Here is a 17740-nt window from a genome sequence, read left to right on the forward strand (position 1 = left end):
GGTTAGGAGCTTTTTTTTTACTCAATTTGTTAAAGGAGCTTTTGTGAATTACTTAAGCAATATCACCACACGTCAAAAACCATGGTTACTACTGGCTATCTCAGCTCTAACCTTAGAGCTATCTGCTTTATTTTTTCAATATGTTATGGATTTAGCGCCTTGCATTATGTGTGTCTATCAACGCCTTGCTATCTTGGCAATATTTGCCGCCGGCGTTATTGGCACCGTCGGTTGTCAAAATGTATTTGCCAGAACATTGGCCTATCTGTCTTGGGGGGGGAGCGCAATTTGGGGGTTCATCATAGCTTTAGAGCATGTTGACATGCAAGCGAACAGCGGTTCACTTTTTTTTAGCTGCGAGTTTATTCCTAACTTCCCTACTTGGGCGCCTTTACATCAATGGCTACCCTTATTATTTGAAGCAACGGGTGATTGTGGCGAGATAAGCTGGCAGTTTTTCGGCTTCAGTATGCCTCAGTGGATGGTGGTTATTTATGCTCTTTATACCCTAGTTTTCGCTGTTGTCCTTGTTAATCGTCTTATCTGTGCGAAAAAGCCATAAGACATAAGGCATAGGTCGAAGTGAAGATAAAAAGAGCAGATGCTAGCGTTAACAGTGTCTGCTCTTTTTCTTATACGGAGTTTGCTCGTTGCTGACCTTTTTTGAGTAAGGCTATTAAGTAAACCGCATTAACGCCTGCCCATACTCACTGACCATGTTTCAAATATAGCGGCGCTGACCACCATTAGTCCACCGACCATAGTTAAAACGTTAGGACGCTCATGTAAAAGCATAAAGGCTAGTACGCTACCGTACAAGGGTTGTAAGCAAGAGATCAAGCCCGCTGTAGTTGCCGACAAATGCCGTAAACTTGAGGCAAATAGGGCGTGAGGAGTCGCAGTAAAGACGATACCGACCAATAATAGCAATAACCAGTCTCTTTCGGTTACTTGCCCTAGTGGTACCTCAATAAAAAGGCACAGCATCAAACAAGCAACTAATGTTTGATACAGCATGGTATGAGGCCCAGAATAATGGGAAAAATAATTTTTATGTAGGATATTTCTTAAGGCAAAAAATACCGCTGAAAATATTCCGGTAACAATACCGAGAGTTATTTGATTACCTAAGCTTATTTCAGGTATTAACAAGACAATACCGACAATAACAACTACCGCCATCAGCATATCTTTTACTTTTGGCAAACTTTTATTAAACAGCGGTTCAATAAATACCGTTATTACCGGGTAAGTAAAAAAAGCAATGATACCGACAGTGACCCCGGCCATTTGCATCGCGGCAAAATAAGTAACCCAGTGTATGCCGACGACCACACCCAGTAATAAGGCTATAGCATAGTCTTTCCTACTGGCTAAAGTGATTTTTTTCTTTTGCAACGTGAGCAAGGTAAAAAGTGCCAAGGCGGCTATACCCGTCCGGTACACCGTTATATCAAGCGCTGGCAAGCCAATCAACTTAGAAAAAAGCGCGGTACCACCAAAAAGAAAAACGGCGATATGTAAATAGAGCAAGCTTTGTTGCTCAACATTTACCATTGCAGGACTTTGACCGGTGTTTTTCATGATTAGGTGGGCATTATTTTAGTATGGCTTAATCAAGATCATTTAATGGCCAAAGGACAATATAATCTTCAAAATTTTCAATACTGACTTCATTATCTTTGACTATTTTCCCTCTTACCGACATACCCGCTTTATGCATTGCTGATTTTTTCCCATTATGCAACAAAGGGTGCCATGACGGCATACCTCGTCCTTCTTGTAGGCGGCGGTAGGTACAACTTGGCGGCATAAAAAACACCGCAGCAATATTATCTTGTGTTAAACGTACGCAGTCAGGCACTAACGTGGTACGTTGCTCATATTTAGAACATTGGCAAGATTTCTCATTGAGTAAATGACAAGCAATATTAGAGTAAAAGATCTGTTCTCCCTCTTTGATATGGTCGGTCGGTAAAAGCTCCTTCGCCTCATCAGTATGCTCGTCATCAATAAATTTATTCAGACAGCATTTAGCACAGCCATCACACAATGACTCCCATTCAGGGCGAGTCATTTCTGCTAGGGTTTTAGTTTGCCAAAAAGGCTGTTCTACTGTTTTTGTATTGTTCATTTACTACTACTTTCTTTACTCATTAACGTTACTAACTAACGTTGTTAATTGATTTATTTGATAGGTGGAAACTTTATCCGATCAGATAGATGGCCTACCGAGCTGACAAAATAATACGATAAATTCCAGTGCATTAAACTCTTATAGTTATCATAAGCAAGATATACCCGACCATTTTCATCATCGGGAAAAACTAACGCCGCTTTAATATCAACATTGGGCAAATTAGTACCATCGACACGTCTCACGCCAAGGGTTTGCCACTGAGCTAGTGTTCTTTCAGTTTCAGACCAGGCTTTTAGCCACTTTTTTCGACTGCCGGTATTTTTTGGAATGGCGAGAGTATTATCAAAGCCTTTAGGTAACTTAACTTGACGACCCCAAGTCAACTCATCACTCCAACCCTGTTTTTGTAAGTAATTAGCCATAGATGAAAAAATATCAGCTTTATTTTGCCAGATATCCTTTTTCCCATCACCATCGCCATCAACAGCATAACTCAAAAAGGACGTTGGCATAAACTGATTTTGCCCCATAGCCCCTGCCCATGAACCTTTCATATCTTCAATGCTAATATGTCCTTCATCTAAGATGGTCAGCGCAGCCATTAATTGCTTTTTAAAGAAGACTTCGCGTCTGCCTTCATAGGCTAAAGTTGATAAAGCTGATATGACATTGTAACCACCGGTAAATTTACCAAAGTTAGTTTCAAGGCCCCATAACGCGATAATAAAACGTGGTTGGACCTGGTACTTATCAGCGACTTGGCTTAATAATACTCGGTGCTCTTTGTATAAGGCCCTCGCTTTTTCTACCTTCCACTTTGGTACACGTTTAGGTAGATAAGTATCTAATGTTTCTCTACTCTCAGGTTGGCTTCTATCAGCTTTAACTGCGCGTTTATGAAACTTTACCTTGGCAAAGCTTTCTTTAATTAACGCTTGGCTAAATCCTTGTGCTAAGGCATCCGCTTTTAGGGTTATCACATAATCAGCAAAGCCTTCTGCTGTTAGCTCAGTTTTAGCCGCTTTTGCTTGATTGCTCATAGCCAGTGTTATCACGACGGATAAACCGACCACCTTTATAAGCAAGCTCATTAGAGCTCTCCTTGCTCTTTTTTAGCATCCATAGCAGCTTTATGTGCTTTTAATAAGTCTTCTGGTGGTGGCGGTAACTGTAAAAAGAAACCTTGTTCAACTAGGTTATTTTTCACTTTTTCTAAATCAGCCAATGCTAATTTATCTTTGTTATCGAGATTAATGAGTGTAACGAGCTCTGGCGTGCCAAACTTCTTCATCAAGTCTTCCGGCACTGCAGAGAAGTCGTCACGAGTTTTAACAAAAATGTAGGTTTGGTCCTTTCGGGGACTTTTATAAATAGCACATAGCATAATGGAGACCTATAGTTAACAGAAAAATTGTATTGCTAATTTAATATATCATGAGCCTAGGATGAACCCTATAGTGACTTAAGAACATAATATTAACAAAAATATAAATGCAGCAGACTGCTGACATAAAAGGTAAGGCTATAAATAGTTTACTTATAACCTTGTTTCGCAAACGTTGTTAAAGCTTCACCAAATAACTCATTACGCCAACTTGATAATAGCTCAACTTTTTTCGCACTACTGCACGCACCGTTAAGACCAAATTGCCACGTTAAGAAGTGATTGATTTGCTTTTTTGAAGCTATATTTTCTATCGCTAGGCCATTTCGTTCACTTACCTGCACTAAGAAAGCTTTTACTTTTTTAAACGTTTGTTTGTAAGCCGGGTAATCATCGAGGCGATTAATTGTTTCTGGATAGTCACTTACCTCAGTTTTATCCGCTTTAGCTAACACTGCCAACATAGCTTTACCTTTGTGGCGAATATCGAGAGCTTCCGCCCCTTCAAGGTTTAACATAGCGCTAACACTGACCGGATTACTTTGCGCTAATGCCATTAAGGTGTGATCTTTAGCAATAAAGCCAATAGGCAAGTCACGTTTCTGTGCTTGTTGAAAGCGCCAAGTTGCCAGGTACTTTAACACATTTAATTGCTTAGGATTTAAACGCCACCCCATTTTAATATTAAGATACATGTCACTTTCATTCACTGGTGTGAATTTTTTATCAATCATATTTTGCGTTTCTAGCTTTGCATAGGCTAAAAAACCCGCTTGCGTTAGTTCGGCTAATAATGTTGGGTAAAGCAAGAACAAATGATCAACATCGGCACTGGCGTAGGCTAGTTGTTTTTCCGTTAACGGCCTTTTAGTCCAGTCAGTACGTGACTCAGACTTATCTAATTCGATATCAGTGAAATGCTTTACCATAGCAGCATAGCCCAAAGATAGGCCATGCCCCAGAAATGACATCATGATCTGACTATCAATTAAATTTACCGGTTGGCAATTTCCTGCAGTCAAAAAAACTTCTAAATCTTCTGAGCAGGCATGTAACACTTTAGTGATATTGCCATTGGTGAGCAATTGCCAAAAAGGTGTTAAATCATCAATGGCAAGGGGATCAATAAGGGCAAGTTGCTCACCATCACAAACCTGAAGTAAACCAAGCTTGGCATATAGCGTACGGGTACGAACAAACTCAGTATCTATGGCTAACACTTTCGCCTTAGCGAGTTGCTCACATAACTTATTTAAGCTGAGTTGATCTTCAATTAATTGATAATGCATAATTTTCACTTCTACTACGACTACTTATGACGACGACGAGTACTTTGTTGATGGCGTTGTTGATGCTTTTTCACCGAGCGACGAATTCGACGGCTCTTAGCATTGTCCATGGCTTTTTCGTCAACTTTAACCTTACTTTCCGTTTCCAGTGTCAAGTTAACTAATTTACGATAATAGTTAACTTCTTTTAACTGCAATTCTCGCCATCCACCTAGCGGTAACTGGCGCTGCATTTCTAAATCACCATAACGCACGCGGATAAGACGGCTTACCTGTACTTCTTGGCTTTCCCATAAGCGACGCACTTCTCTATTACGCCCCTCTGATAAGACTACATGGAACCAATGATTTCGGCCTTCACCACCACTGTAAGTGATTTTTTGAAAACGTGCTTGACCATCTTCCAACTTAACGCCAGCACGTAGTCTTTGTAACATGGCTTCATCGATTTCACCAAAAACACGAACAGCGTATTCACGTTCGATCTTTTGTGATGGATGCATTAATCGGTTTGCTAGCTCACCATCGGTGGTAAATAACAACATGCCTGAGGTGTTAATATCTAAACGGCCAACGGCAACCCAACGGCCAGTTTCAAGTTTCGGTAAACGATCAAAAACGGTAGGACGGCCTTCTGGATCTTTACGAGTACACATTTCACCTTCTGGCTTGTTATACATAAGTACGCGACAGATATCTTCATCTTTGGCGGTTAGTTTAACATGGTGACCATCTAATCGAATCAGCTCAGAGCCGGTAATTCTATCGCCTAAAAAAGCAACATTACCGTCAATGCTAACCCGACCGGCACTGATCATGGCTTCCATTTCACGGCGAGAGCCCTTACCTGCACGCGCTAGTACTTTTTGCACTTTTTCTGAGTCGGTATGAGTCGCGGTTTGGAAGTTAACTTTTACGAGCTTTTCCGGCTCTTTCTTCGCTTTACCTTTTTTAACTAAGCCTTTTTTAGCTAGGCCTTTTTTGGCCGAACCTTTTTTTTCAGTACCACGTGTGCCATATTTATTATCAATAGCTGCGTCTTTAGTTGTTTTTTTCTTATCTACCGTCATTATTTTTTCTCTGTTACGTCAGTAGCAGCTCCCTTGAAGCTTACTTCTGACTCATTTTCAGGTTTCATTCACCCGTAAACGGCAATAATTAATTGCCTGTTTAATTTAGGCTACTGAAATGGCGAAGGGTCACCTTCACCTATACGTATTATCTCAATACTATCATTAGAAAAATCGATTACTGTGGTTGGGTGCTCCCCTAAATGACCACCATTGACGATAAGGTCAACTTGATGTTCTAACAAATCTCGAATGTGCTCGGGATCATGCTCAGCCATTTCTCGACCAGGCATAATCAAACTGGTTGACATTATAGGCTCTGCCAGTTCAGTCAACAAGGCTTGTGCAATAGTATTATCAGGCACTCTAATACCTATTGTTTTCTTTTTAGGGTTTAACAAGCGCTTAGGTACTTCTTTACTGCCTTTAAAAATAAAGGTATAGGCACCTGGGGTGTTATTTTTCAATAATCTAAAGGCGGTGTTATCTATGCGGGTATATTCTGATAATTGGGATAAATCTTTGCACACCAAAGTGAAATTATGATCCTTATCTATCTCTCGAATTCGGCAGATACGCTCTAACGCTTTTTTATCCCCTAGATGACAACCTAAGGCATAGCCTGAGTCCGTTGGATAAACTATCACGCCGCCTTGTTTAATAATGTCGGCCGCTTGTTTCATTAAGCGCCCTTGAGGGTTATCTGGGTGTACATAAAAAAACTGACTCATGAGAAATTCCTTTACTTTAAATAACTTAGACTAATTATGTTTATTGCCATTGTGCCCAAACAGGTTTAGCGCCAACAGGCATGGTAAGGTTTCGCCCTAAATCACTCCATTTATTAGGATAGTGAAAATCAGAGCCCATGGAGGCATATAAGTTATATTCTTGACAATAAGCCAGCATTTTTTTCCTTTGTTCTGGGTTCATTTGCGGTAACACCACTTCTAAGCCATCACCGGCAACCTCACTAAAATGAACAATCAAACGTCGTAACCATTTAGCAGAAAGATCATACCGAATAGGGTGAGCCATGACCGCACTGCCACCCGCTTGATGTATCGCCTGAATCGCTTCGCCAATACTACACCAGTTAGGTTTTACATAAGCACGTTGCCCTTTTGAGCCTTTTTTTCCTATGTATTTATCAAAGGCTTGTTGCATGGTATTAACATGCCCTTGTTGATGCAGTACTTTAGCAAAATGTGCCCGTGTTATGGTACCGTCACCAGCCAAAGCTTTTGCCTCTGTATAGATAGTAGGAAAACCACATTTCGCCAGCTTCTCCCCCATGGCAATAGCACGCTGCTCTCTTGCTTCTTGCTGCTGCGCTATCAGTGTTTTTAATTCACTATTGCCTTTATCTATATTCAAACCGACAATATGAATTTCAAAGCCTTGCCATGCGGTAGATATTTCAATGCCACTTATCAATTTAAGTGTAATGTTTTTATCTTCAATATGCTTTTGCGCTATATCAAGACCGACGGTAGTATCATGATCTGTGATAGCTAAAACATCAATTTGAAAGTTGACTGCTCTGTCTATCAAGGTTTGCGGTGATAAGGCACCATCAGAGCAATTAGTATGGCTATGTAAGTCAATACGTTTGTGGGCAAAACCTTCGGTTGCTACTATCTGATGAGGGAAATCAGTGGTTGACAGTAATGCCATAATAAGGTCTTCTATAAGGGTAATCTTAGTATTAAGATAAGTTTACTGATAACGAGTAAACAATGATACTTTTTCCTTTATTAATAAAAAATTTAATAAGCTGAAAGTACATTATAAACGGCTAATAAAGGCACTTAAAAATGAGCACAGTAACAACTCACTTTTCATTAATTTGGTGGTGGCATAACTCGACATAATTGGGTGGTGATAATTGCGTGTATCTTAAATAAGACTAAACAAATTTCAAAAAACCCGCTTTTATTAGCGGGTTTTTACGTTAAAGCGTTCAAAATTTACTGTACAAAATGAAGTTAACAAAGGATTTCAACATGAATAGAACAAAAACATGGTTTATTTGGTGGCTGTTGCCTATTTACGCAGGTTGACAATTTTTCTTTAAATAAACCGATAGAAGTATTCAATATGACTCAAAATTTACCAAGTAAAATAAAGGGTGAAGTAATCACCATACAAGATAGTACGCACTATCAAAATGATCCATTAAGTGTTTACCAATTATTATGTCACCAACACCAACATAATATTTTATTAGAATCCGCCGAGATTGATAAAAAACATTTATTAAAAAGTTTATTATTAACTGACGCAGCAGTAAAAATTGTTTGTAACGGTAATGCGGTCACTTTCTCGGCCTTAACGTTAAATGGCGAATCAGCCATTAACTTCGCAGCAGCTCAATTAGCAGAGCATGCGCAAGTCTGCTTCGCAGATGATGAAAAATCATTTATAGCAACGTTTGCCGAAGTTGCTAGCGACCTCGATGAAAAGACTCGTTTAAGTGCCACAAATTCCTTGCACGGCTTACGGTTATTTAATCAACTCTGCAATGAAAACAGTCATCCCTTTGCCGTATTCCTCGGCGGGGTTTTTGCCTTTGACCTGATGGCAATAACAGAGCAATTACCCACAGTTGATATCGGTGATAACACTTGCCCTGATTTTGTCTATTACTTAGCAGAAACCCTAGTTATTATTGACCATGAATTGCAAACCACAGAAATTGTCGGCAATATTTTTAATTTCCATGACGCTGAAAAAACCAAACAAAGTCAATTAGCTATATGCAAACGTGTTGCTCAAATTAAAGTAGCACTGGCTAGCTCAGTCAATGCTGAGCAAGTTGCCCCGTTAAGCCCATCCTATTCGGATATTAATGATAAAGAAAAGTTTAATGACAAGCTGCAAGTGGATATTAGCGACCAACGTTTTTGTCAGATAGTGGAGCAATTAAAAGAAAATATCAGGGCAGGTGATATATTTCAAGTAGTACCTTCTCGTACTTTTACTCTACCTTGTTTTGACCCCATCGCCGCTTACAAAGCACTTAAAATTAATAACCCAAGTCCCTATATGTTTTATTTAAAAGATAGTGACTTTTGTATTTTTGGTGCCTCACCAGAGTCTGCCTTAAAATATCAAGCCAGCAACCGTCAGGTAGAAATTTATCCTATCGCCGGCACACGCCCTCGCGGTTTTGATAAAGAAGGTAATATTTCATTAGACCTAGACAGCCGTATTGAGCTCGAGCTAAGGCAAGATAAAAAAGAATCCGCTGAACATATTATGCTGGTTGATTTGGCGCGAAATGACATTGCTCGAGTTTCCCAGCCGGGCACTCGCTATGTTGCCGATTTACTCAAAGTTGATCGTTACTCCCATGTAATGCATCTGGTTTCTCGAGTCTGCGGTACATTACAAACCGATTTAGATGCCTTGCACGCCTATCAAGCGTGTATGAATATGGGCACATTATCTGGCGCACCTAAGGTAAGGGCAACGGCGCTTATTCGAGAAATAGAAGGTAAAAGGCGTGGCAGTTACGGCGGCGCGGTTGGTTACTTAACTGGCACCGGAGAAATGGATACTTGTATTGTTATACGCTCTGCCTTTGTTAAAGATAATATTGCGCAAGTACAAGCCGGCGCTGGTGTGGTGTATGATTCAGACCCAATGAGTGAGGCCAATGAAACCAGGCAAAAGGCTCAGGCCGTTATCAATGCCATTGCCACGGCTAACACTAATGCCAAAATTTCGGCGCAGGAGCTCACCCATGACTAAATTATTTATGCTCGATAACTTAGACTCTTTTACCTATAACTTGGTTGATGAATTTCAATGTTTAGGTTTTGAGCCCAGTGTCTATCGCAACACGCTCAGTGCTGATTTTATTTTTGCTAAAATGCAGGCCCATACCCAACAAACTGCGGAGCCGGTATTACTGGTGTTATCTCCTGGCCCAGGCGAGCCAAAAAATTCTGGCTGCTTAATGGCACTGATCAAAAAGTGTGCTGGACGAATTCCAATGCTGGGTATTTGTTTGGGCCATCAAGCATTAATAGAGCACTATGGCGGTCGAGTAGACCGAGCAGACGAAGTGGTTCACGGTAAATCCTCAAATATTACCCACCATGGTTATGGCCCTTTTCAGGGGATGAAAAATCCTCTACCCGTTGCCCGTTATCATTCCTTGATAGGTAAAGATATACCCGCAGAGTTAGACGTTATTGCTGAATATAATGGTATGTGTATGGCCATTAGCAAAGAAGATGATGCCGTGTTAGCTTTTCAATTTCATCCTGAATCCATATTAACGACATTTGGTACCCCCTTGTTAAAGCAGAGTATTCAACACTTGCTTAGCCTGTCAGCATCGCTCAATAATAAAGTCACTGGAGAATAGTATGATTAGCCAACAAAATAGCAATGGCAACGCTTTGGGCGCAACGGCACTAAATTCAACAGCTAGTGTTGCAACCGATATCAGTACTATTTTGCCGACATTAGTTGCTGGCGTTGATCTTGACCAAACACAAAGTCATGACTTTTTTCAACAAGTACTGCAAGGCAAGGTAGCACCTGCGTTAATCGCCAGTGTCTTAACCGCGTTAAAAATAAAAGGTGAAACACCAGAAGAAATTGCTGGCGCGGCAATCGCTATCCGTGCAGCGGCCACTCCATTTCCTCAAGGAAACGGTGAAGAAGGTATTGTCGCCGATTGTGTTGGTACTGGCGGCGATGGTGCTAATACCATAAACATTTCTACCACAGCGGCGATTTTAGCGGCGGCTTGTGGTTTGAAAATGGCTAAACATGGCAACAGAAGTGTTTCCAGTATGTCTGGCTCTGCTGATTTATTGGAGGCTTTTGGCGTTAATTTATCCATGTCTCCTGCAACAGCCAAGCATTGTTTAGCACAAACCAACTTATGTTTTTTATATGCTCCCGCCTATCACTCTGGTTTTAAATATGCGGCGCCAGTGAGGAAAGCTATGGCTATTCGCACTATATTTAACATCTTAGGTCCACTAGTTAATCCCGCTCATCCAACTATTATGTTACTTGGTGTGTATACCCCCGCATTATTAATGCCCATGGCAAAAGCTCTACAACTTACCGGCGTTAAACGCGCTTTTGTTGTTCATGGCAGCGGACTAGATGAAATTGCTTTGCATGGTAACACTCAAGTCGTTGAAATAAAAAATGATACATTAATTGAACGTACTATTAAGCCACAAGACTTTGGCTTAAAAAATTACCCTCTTGCAGAGATCAAAGGTGGCACACCAAACGAGAATGCTAAAATCATTAAAGATATATTATCGGGTCAAGGACAGGCGGCCCACAATGCTGCAGTGATAATTAACTGTGCTGCGCTACTGTATTTACACAATAAGGCCGACTCACTCAGTCAAGCTGCGCAGCTTGCCAGTGAGGTACTGGCCTCGGGTAAAGGCTTAGCAACGTTATCAAGCCTAGTTAAGCTTTCAAATCAAGCTGTCAGCTCAAATTCAAAGGACAAAAACACCTATACAGATCCAAAAATAAAAACTGACACTGACACTGACAAACAGGCTGAAAAATAATATGAATAGCAGCTCGAACACTTCAGTAGAAAAAAATATTTTAGAAAAAATCGTCGACGATAAGCGTATTGAAATTGCCGCCCTAAAAAAGAGTAAGCCATTAGCCAGTTTCATTGACGAGTTAGTGCCGACGACTAAGGATATGTACGCGGCATTAACAAGAACCAAGGATAAGCCACATGCGGGTTTTATTCTTGAGTGTAAGAAAGCATCTCCGTCTAAAGGACTTATCCGTGCCGACTTTGATGTTAAAGCTATTTGCCAAATTTATGATAAATACGCTGCGGCAATATCTGTGCTAACCGATGAAAAGTATTTTCAAGGTAACTTTGACTACCTACAAACGGTAACAAAATTGGTAAAATGCCCAGTACTAAATAAAGACTTCTTTGTTGATAGCTACCAAGTTTACCTAGCAAGATACTATGGCGCGGACGCTATATTATTAATGCTCAGTGTCTTATCAGATGATGAGTACCTTGAGTTATCAGCCGTTGCTGAGCAATATAACTTAGCCGTGTTAACGGAGATTTCCACCTATGATGAACGCGATAGAGCGATAAAGCTTAATGCAAAAATGATAGGTATCAACAACCGAAACTTACGTGATTTAAGTACAGATATAGCACGTACTTTCGATTTTGCCCCAAGCTTACCTGACGATAGGATCATTATTTCTGAGTCGGGTATATATAGTAATGCTCAAGTAAGGGAATTAGCGCCAGCGGTCGATGGATTTTTAGTGGGCAGTTCGTTAATGGACCCTAATAATAACCCCTATCAAGATATTGACTTAGCTTGTCGTAAACTTATTTATGGCAACAATAAAGTATGTGGTTTAACGGATGCTAAATATGCTAGCGCGGCCGCTGATGCCGGCGCACGCTTTGGCGGTCTTATTTTTGCAGAAAAATCACCCCGTTATGTAACTAAAGCGCAGGCTCAAAACATTATCAAAGCAATACCTAAGTTAGAGTATGTTGGTGTTTTTGTTAATAGCGAACGTGATGTCATTATTGATTTGGTCAAGACCTTACACTTAAGTGCGGTGCAACTTCATGGTAGTGAAGATGCTCATTATATTGATGCCCTAATTAGTGAACTGGCCGAGAATGACTGTGGTTTTTGTCAAGTCTGGCAAGCTAGTCCAGTAGCAAAAAGTGTTCCCTTACTTAATAGCAGTGTCAGTCATCATGTGCTCGATGGCCAAAGCCCTGGTAGCGGTGAAGCATTTAATTGGCAAGTATTAGCCTTAAGTGAGCAAAACTTATCAAAAAGCTTTTTAGCTGGTGGATTAAATAATAACAATATTAGTCAGGCCCTTGAGCAATTAACCCAGGTAGATTTATTTGGCCTAGACCTCAACTCAGGTGTTGAAGATAGCCCTGGTATTAAATCAAGCGAGAAGCTAGCCCAGGTATTTTCGAAAATTAGGAATTATTAACATGCAAAAAAATATGAAGAAATCCGACAAATCATCCATTAAAGAAACCTTACCCGCCTATTTTGGTGAGTTTGGTGGCATGTATGTCGGTGAATTATTAGTCCCAGCATTAGAACAATTAGAGCAAGCTTTTATTGAGTCTCAAACCGATGAAAGTTTTTTAACTGAGTTCAATAATTTATTAACAAAGTATGCTGGCCGTCCTACGCCATTAACCTGTTGTCGAAATATTGTAAAAAACCCACTCGCTAAAATTTATTTAAAACGTGAAGATTTATTACACGGCGGAGCCCATAAAACCAACCAAGTTTTAGGTCAAGCCCTACTCGCTAAACGTATGGGTAAAACCGAAATAATCGCAGAAACAGGCGCTGGACAACACGGTGTTGCTACCGCGATTGCCTGTGCACTCCTTGGTTTGAAATGTAGGGTATATATGGGCGCAGTGGATTGTGCGCGACAACAACCCAATGTTTTTCGTATGGAGTTAATGGGCGCAGAAGTTATTCCGGTCACTGCAGGCTCTGGCACCTTAAAAGATGCTGTAAATGAAGCGCTTAGAGATTGGTCTGCAAACTATGAAAACGCTCACTACTTATTAGGTACTGCCGCAGGTCCTCACCCCTTCCCGACTATAGTGAGGGAATTTCAAAAAATGATTGGTGAAGAAGCAAAAGCACAGTTTTATGAGGAAGAAGGTCGTTTACCTGATTATGTTATTGCCGCGGTAGGTGGCGGTTCAAATGCCATTGGCATGTTCCACGATTTTATTCATGAAGAAGGTGTCAAACTTATTGGTGTTGAAGCCGGTGGTAAGGGTATTGAAACCGGTCAGCATGGTGCCACGCTTGTAGCCGGTACAAAGGGCATGTTGCATGGCAACTACACCTATATAATGCAAGATAAGCATGGCCAAATTAAAGAGTCTTATTCAGTTTCTGCTGGCCTTGACTACCCTGCAGTAGGTCCACAACATGCATTTTTGAAAGACACTGGTCGAGCACAATATGTCGCTATCAATGATGATGAAGCCTTGGCGGCATTTCAAGCCTTAGCTAGGTGTGAAGGTATTATCCCTGCGCTTGAGTCAGCTCACGCCCTAGCGCAAGCATTAAAAATGGCAGAAGCCGCCACGACAGAAACTATTTACCTCGTTAATCTATCGGGACGTGGCGATAAAGATTTAGCGCATGTCCAGGCTATTATTTCACCTGATAAAGTATCATCAACGACAAAAGTTAAACATAGAGGAGAGGCATAATGTCACACTCAAATATCCAGCAAGCAGGTGCACGTTATCAAGCTTCGTTCGCTACCTTAAAAGAAAAAAACGAACAGGCTTTCATCCCTTTTGTTACGATTGGCGACCCTAATGCTGAGCAATCTTTTGCTATTATCAAAAGCTTAATTGATGCTGGAGCAGATGCGCTGGAATTAGGTATTCCCTTCTCTGATCCAAGCGCTGACGGTATAACGATTCAAAGAGCGGCACTGCGTGCTTTAGGTGCGGGGATTAACACCGACATATGTATTGATATATTAAAGCAAGTACGAGCATATGCCCCACAAATACCTATTGGTTTATTACTTTATGGTAACCTAGTTTTTGCCCGTGGTATTGATAACTTTTATCGCGATATGAGTGAAGCTGGCGTAGATTCTGTGTTAATAGCTGATGTACCCATTCGCGAGAGCGAGCCATTTCGAGCTGCGGCATTAAAATATGGTATTGCTCCTATTTTTATTGCGCCACCAAACGCAAGCGATGAGACCTTACGGGCAGTGTCCTCATACTCACGGGGTTATACCTATGTCTTAAGTCGTGCTGGCGTAACCGGTGTAGACAGCACGGATAGCCCCAAAAATACTGTCTCTAGCTCAGCTAATAAGTTAATTGAAAGCTTGCTAAAATACCATGCAGCCCCCCCTATCTTAGGTTTTGGCATTTCCACACCACAACAAGTTAAAGATGCCCTTAAAGCAGGCGCACTTGGTGCGATCAGCGGCTCGGCGGTAGTTAAAATAATTGAGAATAATTTAGCAGATAATAGCAAGATGTTGACGGAATTAAGCCACTTTGTTAGCGAGATGAAAGCGGCAACGAGATAACTAAGCATTAGTCGCCACCATAAAAAAGGAGCAATACACTTGCTCCTTTTTTATGGCCCACTTTTGATTCCGTAAACTTTAAACTCTGAGTATTCGCCAAGATAAAAATACAATAACGAGAGTTAGACCAATAAACAACAAGGCAAAAAGATGATACAAGCTTCGCTGCACTTTGTTTTTTATGCGGGAAAATATGCCGGTTGAAGCGGTATTTATACTTGGGACATTGACAAAGACAGAAAGCAGTATATTAAAAAGTAGTAACCATATGCAGCCAAAAAAACTTAATAGAGCATAAGGACTGGTCGGTTGCTGTTGTGAGGTTGATTGCTGTAATTGGCTAAAAATGAGACCAACAAGGATTGCAGCCAATAGATAACTCAATTGACGAAAAGGTTGCAACTTGCTAGCAAGTTTTGCTAATAATTCTAACATGTTTTACCCTAGCTAAAAGTTACTCGAACATTCATTAAGAGAAAACTTTTATCAAGGTGTTGGCTACCTATTGATAGTAGTTACCCTGCATAAGCTATAGCAACAATCGAGCATAAATTACCAACTACACATAAAAAATGCGACTCATTAAGTCGCATTTCTAAAACTAGCTTAATAAGGTGCGTCCTGCACACAAATTTAATGATCTCACTTCTTCCTTGAACGACTATCCCTAGCATATCCTTTATGAGTCCACTCATATCCATTTTGGTAACTGTTAAGCGCCCATTCAATCATCCTTAATTTGTGTCTTCCTGACAATCATCTCCTTAGTTAACACTCCTTGATGGTAGCCGTCCCTAACTACTCGATGCAGACCTTGGTAATCCAAAGCCACATCCTTGAACATATCATCCTTAATTAGCGTCTTCCTGACACCGTTCCCTGAATTAATCGTCCTTAACTAATCTCCCTATTTATACATCCATTTAAGTAGCCATCCATAACTACTGTCTTGCTGACCTTGGTAATCCTAACCAAGCCACATCCTTGTTCATATCATCCTTAATTAGCATCTTCCTGACACCGTTTCCTGAATTAATCGTCCTTAACCAATCTCCCTATTTTACATCCCTTTAAGTAGCCATCCATAACTACTGTCTTCCTGACCTTGGTAATCCTAACCAAGCCACATCCTTAAACATATCATCCTTAATTAGCATCTTCCTGACACCGTTCCCTGAATTAATCGTCCTTAACTAATCTCCCTATTTATACATCCATTTAAGTAGCCATCCATAACTACTGTCTTGCTGACCTTGGTAATCCTAACCAAGCCACATCCTTGTTCATATCATCCTTAATTAGCATCTTCCTGACACCGTTTCCTGAATTAATCGTCCTTAACCAATCTCCCTATTTTACATCCCTTTAAGTAGCCATCCATAACTACTGTCTTCCTGACCTTGGTAATCCTAACCAAGCCACATCCTTGTTCATATCATCCATAGTAGCATCCTGCTACTAGACCTCGTCCTTAAAGCCTCCTTGTTAAACCTTTTTATAAATAGCACCAAAGTATTATTTATAATTAAAGCATCCAGCTTTAGGCTCTCCCTATACGCTACACAAGCATCCCTACTCATATCATCCTTGACTTGCATCCATTGCATCCTATTGACTCAACTCAATCCCTAAGTTATGTTTACTGTCCTCAGTAAGTCCTTATGTCGCTGCAATTCCATTTTAGCAACATGCATCGTCCCTAATCACGTTACAAGTAACGCTGAAGCCCCCTGCTCCTTGTCTTCCTGACATGTTTAATAGTACACCTAAATTTCATTTATCGATGCGTATTAACAAGCAAACTCTAAATGTAAAAACAATGTAACAAGTGATAATTCATGTAAACATACAAAAAACAATATGTTACAGATCAACCATTCCACATTGCAGCAGAAATTGCCAATATATCTCACAAAGCTGTAAGACATGTCTTACAAAAAAAATAGCACTTTGTCGGTGCTATTTTTATTAAGGGAATTACTTGAGAGAGATAAGGCCTAATATAACCTTAAAATATGCCAATAAAGTGCAGCTATTCCACTTTATCTCGATAGTGAACCATTACCGCACCACACACGTTTCCTACCGATACCTCTTTAACCGTTTGGTAATCAACATGCTTAAAAAATTCTTTAAATTTTTCTGAGGTAGCATAAACGGCTACCCCTTCACTATCTGGGTGTTCATCCAAAACAGTATTGACGGCGGCCATTAAGTAATGACCAAAACCATGCTGCTGATGCAGAGGATGAACAGCAATAAATGATAGGAAATGGAAAACCTTTAAGGGGACAGCAGCCAAGACAATTTGTTCTTTTTTCATCATCTGCTTAGTACTAAAGTAACCGGCATTTAATAGCATTTTAAGACGCCAATGCCAAAAACGATCAGTTGCCAAGGTTTCATCTGGGCTGTTAATACAGGCGACACCAACCATAGATTCCCCGAGATACAAACCAATCATGGGTTGTTTTGCTTGCCAAAAAGCATTGAGTTCTTCTCTAATAGCACCACGAAGACGTTGCTCATAATCTTCTTTATCGCTATTAAATATCTCTAAAAAAACGGGGTCATCATGATAAGCTTGATATAAAAGTGACGCTGCTAATTTCAACTCATGAGCACTCAAATAAGTCGCTCGAATATTAACGTTTTGGTCTAAATTTTCATCAATACTATTTTCTACCGATTCGGTTTCACTCATTATATTCTCCTACTCTGACGGTGGATTATTTTCTAACCT

17 protein-coding genes are annotated in these 17740 nt (G+C 40.4%); 7 read left to right on the forward strand and 10 right to left on the reverse strand.

What is annotated here, in order from left to right:
- The first annotated feature begins 43 nt into the window (after positions 1–43).
- The gene (gene dsbB, locus MTCD1_RS08150; RefSeq protein ID WP_057181523.1) at positions 44–562 is read left to right on the forward strand and encodes a disulfide bond formation protein DsbB; all 519 of its coding nucleotides are present in this window, start codon (positions 44–46) and stop codon (positions 560–562) included.
- Between the two features lie 128 nt (positions 563–690).
- Here dsbB and MTCD1_RS08155 read toward each other — a convergent pair whose 3' ends face one another.
- The 8 genes from MTCD1_RS08155 to rnm all read right to left on the reverse strand — a co-directional run bounded on the left by MTCD1_RS08155 (position 691) and on the right by rnm (position 7560).
- Positions 691–1584 (reverse strand): DMT family transporter, encoded by an 894-nt coding sequence (locus MTCD1_RS08155; RefSeq protein ID WP_082606540.1) that lies wholly within the window; start codon positions 1582–1584, stop codon positions 691–693.
- A gap of 28 nt (positions 1585–1612) precedes the next feature.
- Positions 1613–2134: a YcgN family cysteine cluster protein gene (locus MTCD1_RS08160; protein WP_057181524.1), complete on the reverse strand. Its 522-nt coding sequence runs from the start codon at positions 2132–2134 to the stop codon at positions 1613–1615.
- A gap of 53 nt (positions 2135–2187) precedes the next feature.
- Entirely contained in the window at positions 2188–3231 is a 1044-nt protein-coding gene (locus MTCD1_RS08165) for a lytic murein transglycosylase (protein WP_057181525.1), read from the reverse strand.
- Positions 3231–3524, reverse strand: coding sequence for a YcgL domain-containing protein (locus MTCD1_RS08170; protein WP_057181526.1), 294 nt, complete (start codon positions 3522–3524; stop codon positions 3231–3233). Before MTCD1_RS08170 ends, MTCD1_RS08165 begins: the two co-directional genes overlap by 1 nt.
- Before the next feature lie 149 nt (positions 3525–3673).
- Positions 3674–4813, reverse strand: a complete 1140-nt coding sequence (gene rnd, locus MTCD1_RS08175) for a ribonuclease D (RefSeq protein ID WP_057181527.1) — start codon at positions 4811–4813, stop codon at positions 3674–3676.
- 20 nt (positions 4814–4833) lie between these two features.
- Positions 4834–5883 (reverse strand): 23S rRNA pseudouridine(2605) synthase RluB, encoded by a 1050-nt coding sequence (gene rluB, locus MTCD1_RS08180; RefSeq protein WP_057181528.1) that lies wholly within the window; start codon positions 5881–5883, stop codon positions 4834–4836.
- 110 nt (positions 5884–5993) lie between these two features.
- Complete coding sequence (locus MTCD1_RS08185) at positions 5994–6614, reverse strand: L-threonylcarbamoyladenylate synthase (protein WP_057181529.1); 621 nt, start codon at positions 6612–6614, stop codon at positions 5994–5996.
- A 40-nt stretch (positions 6615–6654) separates the two neighbouring features.
- On the reverse strand, positions 6655–7560 hold the full coding sequence (gene rnm, locus MTCD1_RS08190) for an RNase RNM (protein WP_057181530.1): 906 nt from the start codon (positions 7558–7560) through the stop codon (positions 6655–6657).
- 423 nt (positions 7561–7983) lie between these two features.
- Between rnm and MTCD1_RS08195 the strand changes: the two genes are divergently transcribed.
- Genes MTCD1_RS08195 through trpA form a run of 6 tightly spaced genes read left to right on the forward strand, consistent with a single transcriptional unit; the run spans position 7984 to position 14997 of the window.
- The gene (locus MTCD1_RS08195; RefSeq protein WP_057181531.1) at positions 7984–9639 is read left to right on the forward strand and encodes an anthranilate synthase component 1; all 1656 of its coding nucleotides are present in this window, start codon (positions 7984–7986) and stop codon (positions 9637–9639) included.
- On the forward strand, positions 9632–10261 hold the full coding sequence (locus MTCD1_RS08200; RefSeq protein ID WP_057181532.1) for an aminodeoxychorismate/anthranilate synthase component II: 630 nt from the start codon (positions 9632–9634) through the stop codon (positions 10259–10261). The genes MTCD1_RS08195 and MTCD1_RS08200 overlap by 8 nt, the downstream gene beginning before the upstream one ends.
- A gap of 1 nt (position 10262) precedes the next feature.
- Positions 10263–11444: an anthranilate phosphoribosyltransferase gene (trpD, locus tag MTCD1_RS08205; protein ID WP_057181533.1), complete on the forward strand. Its 1182-nt coding sequence runs from the start codon at positions 10263–10265 to the stop codon at positions 11442–11444.
- Between the two features lies 1 nt (position 11445).
- Positions 11446–12888, forward strand: a complete 1443-nt coding sequence (trpCF, locus tag MTCD1_RS08210) for a bifunctional indole-3-glycerol-phosphate synthase TrpC/phosphoribosylanthranilate isomerase TrpF (RefSeq protein WP_057181534.1) — start codon at positions 11446–11448, stop codon at positions 12886–12888.
- A 1-nt stretch (position 12889) separates the two neighbouring features.
- Positions 12890–14149 (forward strand): tryptophan synthase subunit beta, encoded by a 1260-nt coding sequence (trpB, locus tag MTCD1_RS08215; protein ID WP_082606541.1) that lies wholly within the window; start codon positions 12890–12892, stop codon positions 14147–14149.
- On the forward strand, positions 14149–14997 hold the full coding sequence (gene trpA / locus MTCD1_RS08220; RefSeq protein WP_057181535.1) for a tryptophan synthase subunit alpha: 849 nt from the start codon (positions 14149–14151) through the stop codon (positions 14995–14997). The genes trpB and trpA overlap by 1 nt, the downstream gene beginning before the upstream one ends.
- A gap of 78 nt (positions 14998–15075) precedes the next feature.
- On the opposite strand, the gene MTCD1_RS08225 is transcribed toward trpA, so the two are convergent.
- Together MTCD1_RS08225 and MTCD1_RS08235 are read right to left on the reverse strand one after the other, a co-directional pair.
- Positions 15076–15432 carry a hypothetical protein gene (locus tag MTCD1_RS08225; RefSeq protein ID WP_057181536.1) on the reverse strand — a complete coding sequence of 119 codons (357 nt, stop codon included), beginning with the start codon at positions 15430–15432 and terminating at the stop codon, positions 15076–15078.
- Between the two features lie 1597 nt (positions 15433–17029).
- Positions 17030–17701 (reverse strand): GNAT family N-acetyltransferase, encoded by a 672-nt coding sequence (locus tag MTCD1_RS08235; RefSeq protein WP_057181538.1) that lies wholly within the window; start codon positions 17699–17701, stop codon positions 17030–17032.
- Between the last annotated feature and the right edge of the window lie 39 nt (positions 17702–17740).

This window comes from Colwellia marinimaniae (genome assembly GCF_002207865.1).
GTDB classification, from domain to species: domain Bacteria; phylum Pseudomonadota; class Gammaproteobacteria; order Enterobacterales; family Alteromonadaceae; genus Colwellia; species Colwellia marinimaniae.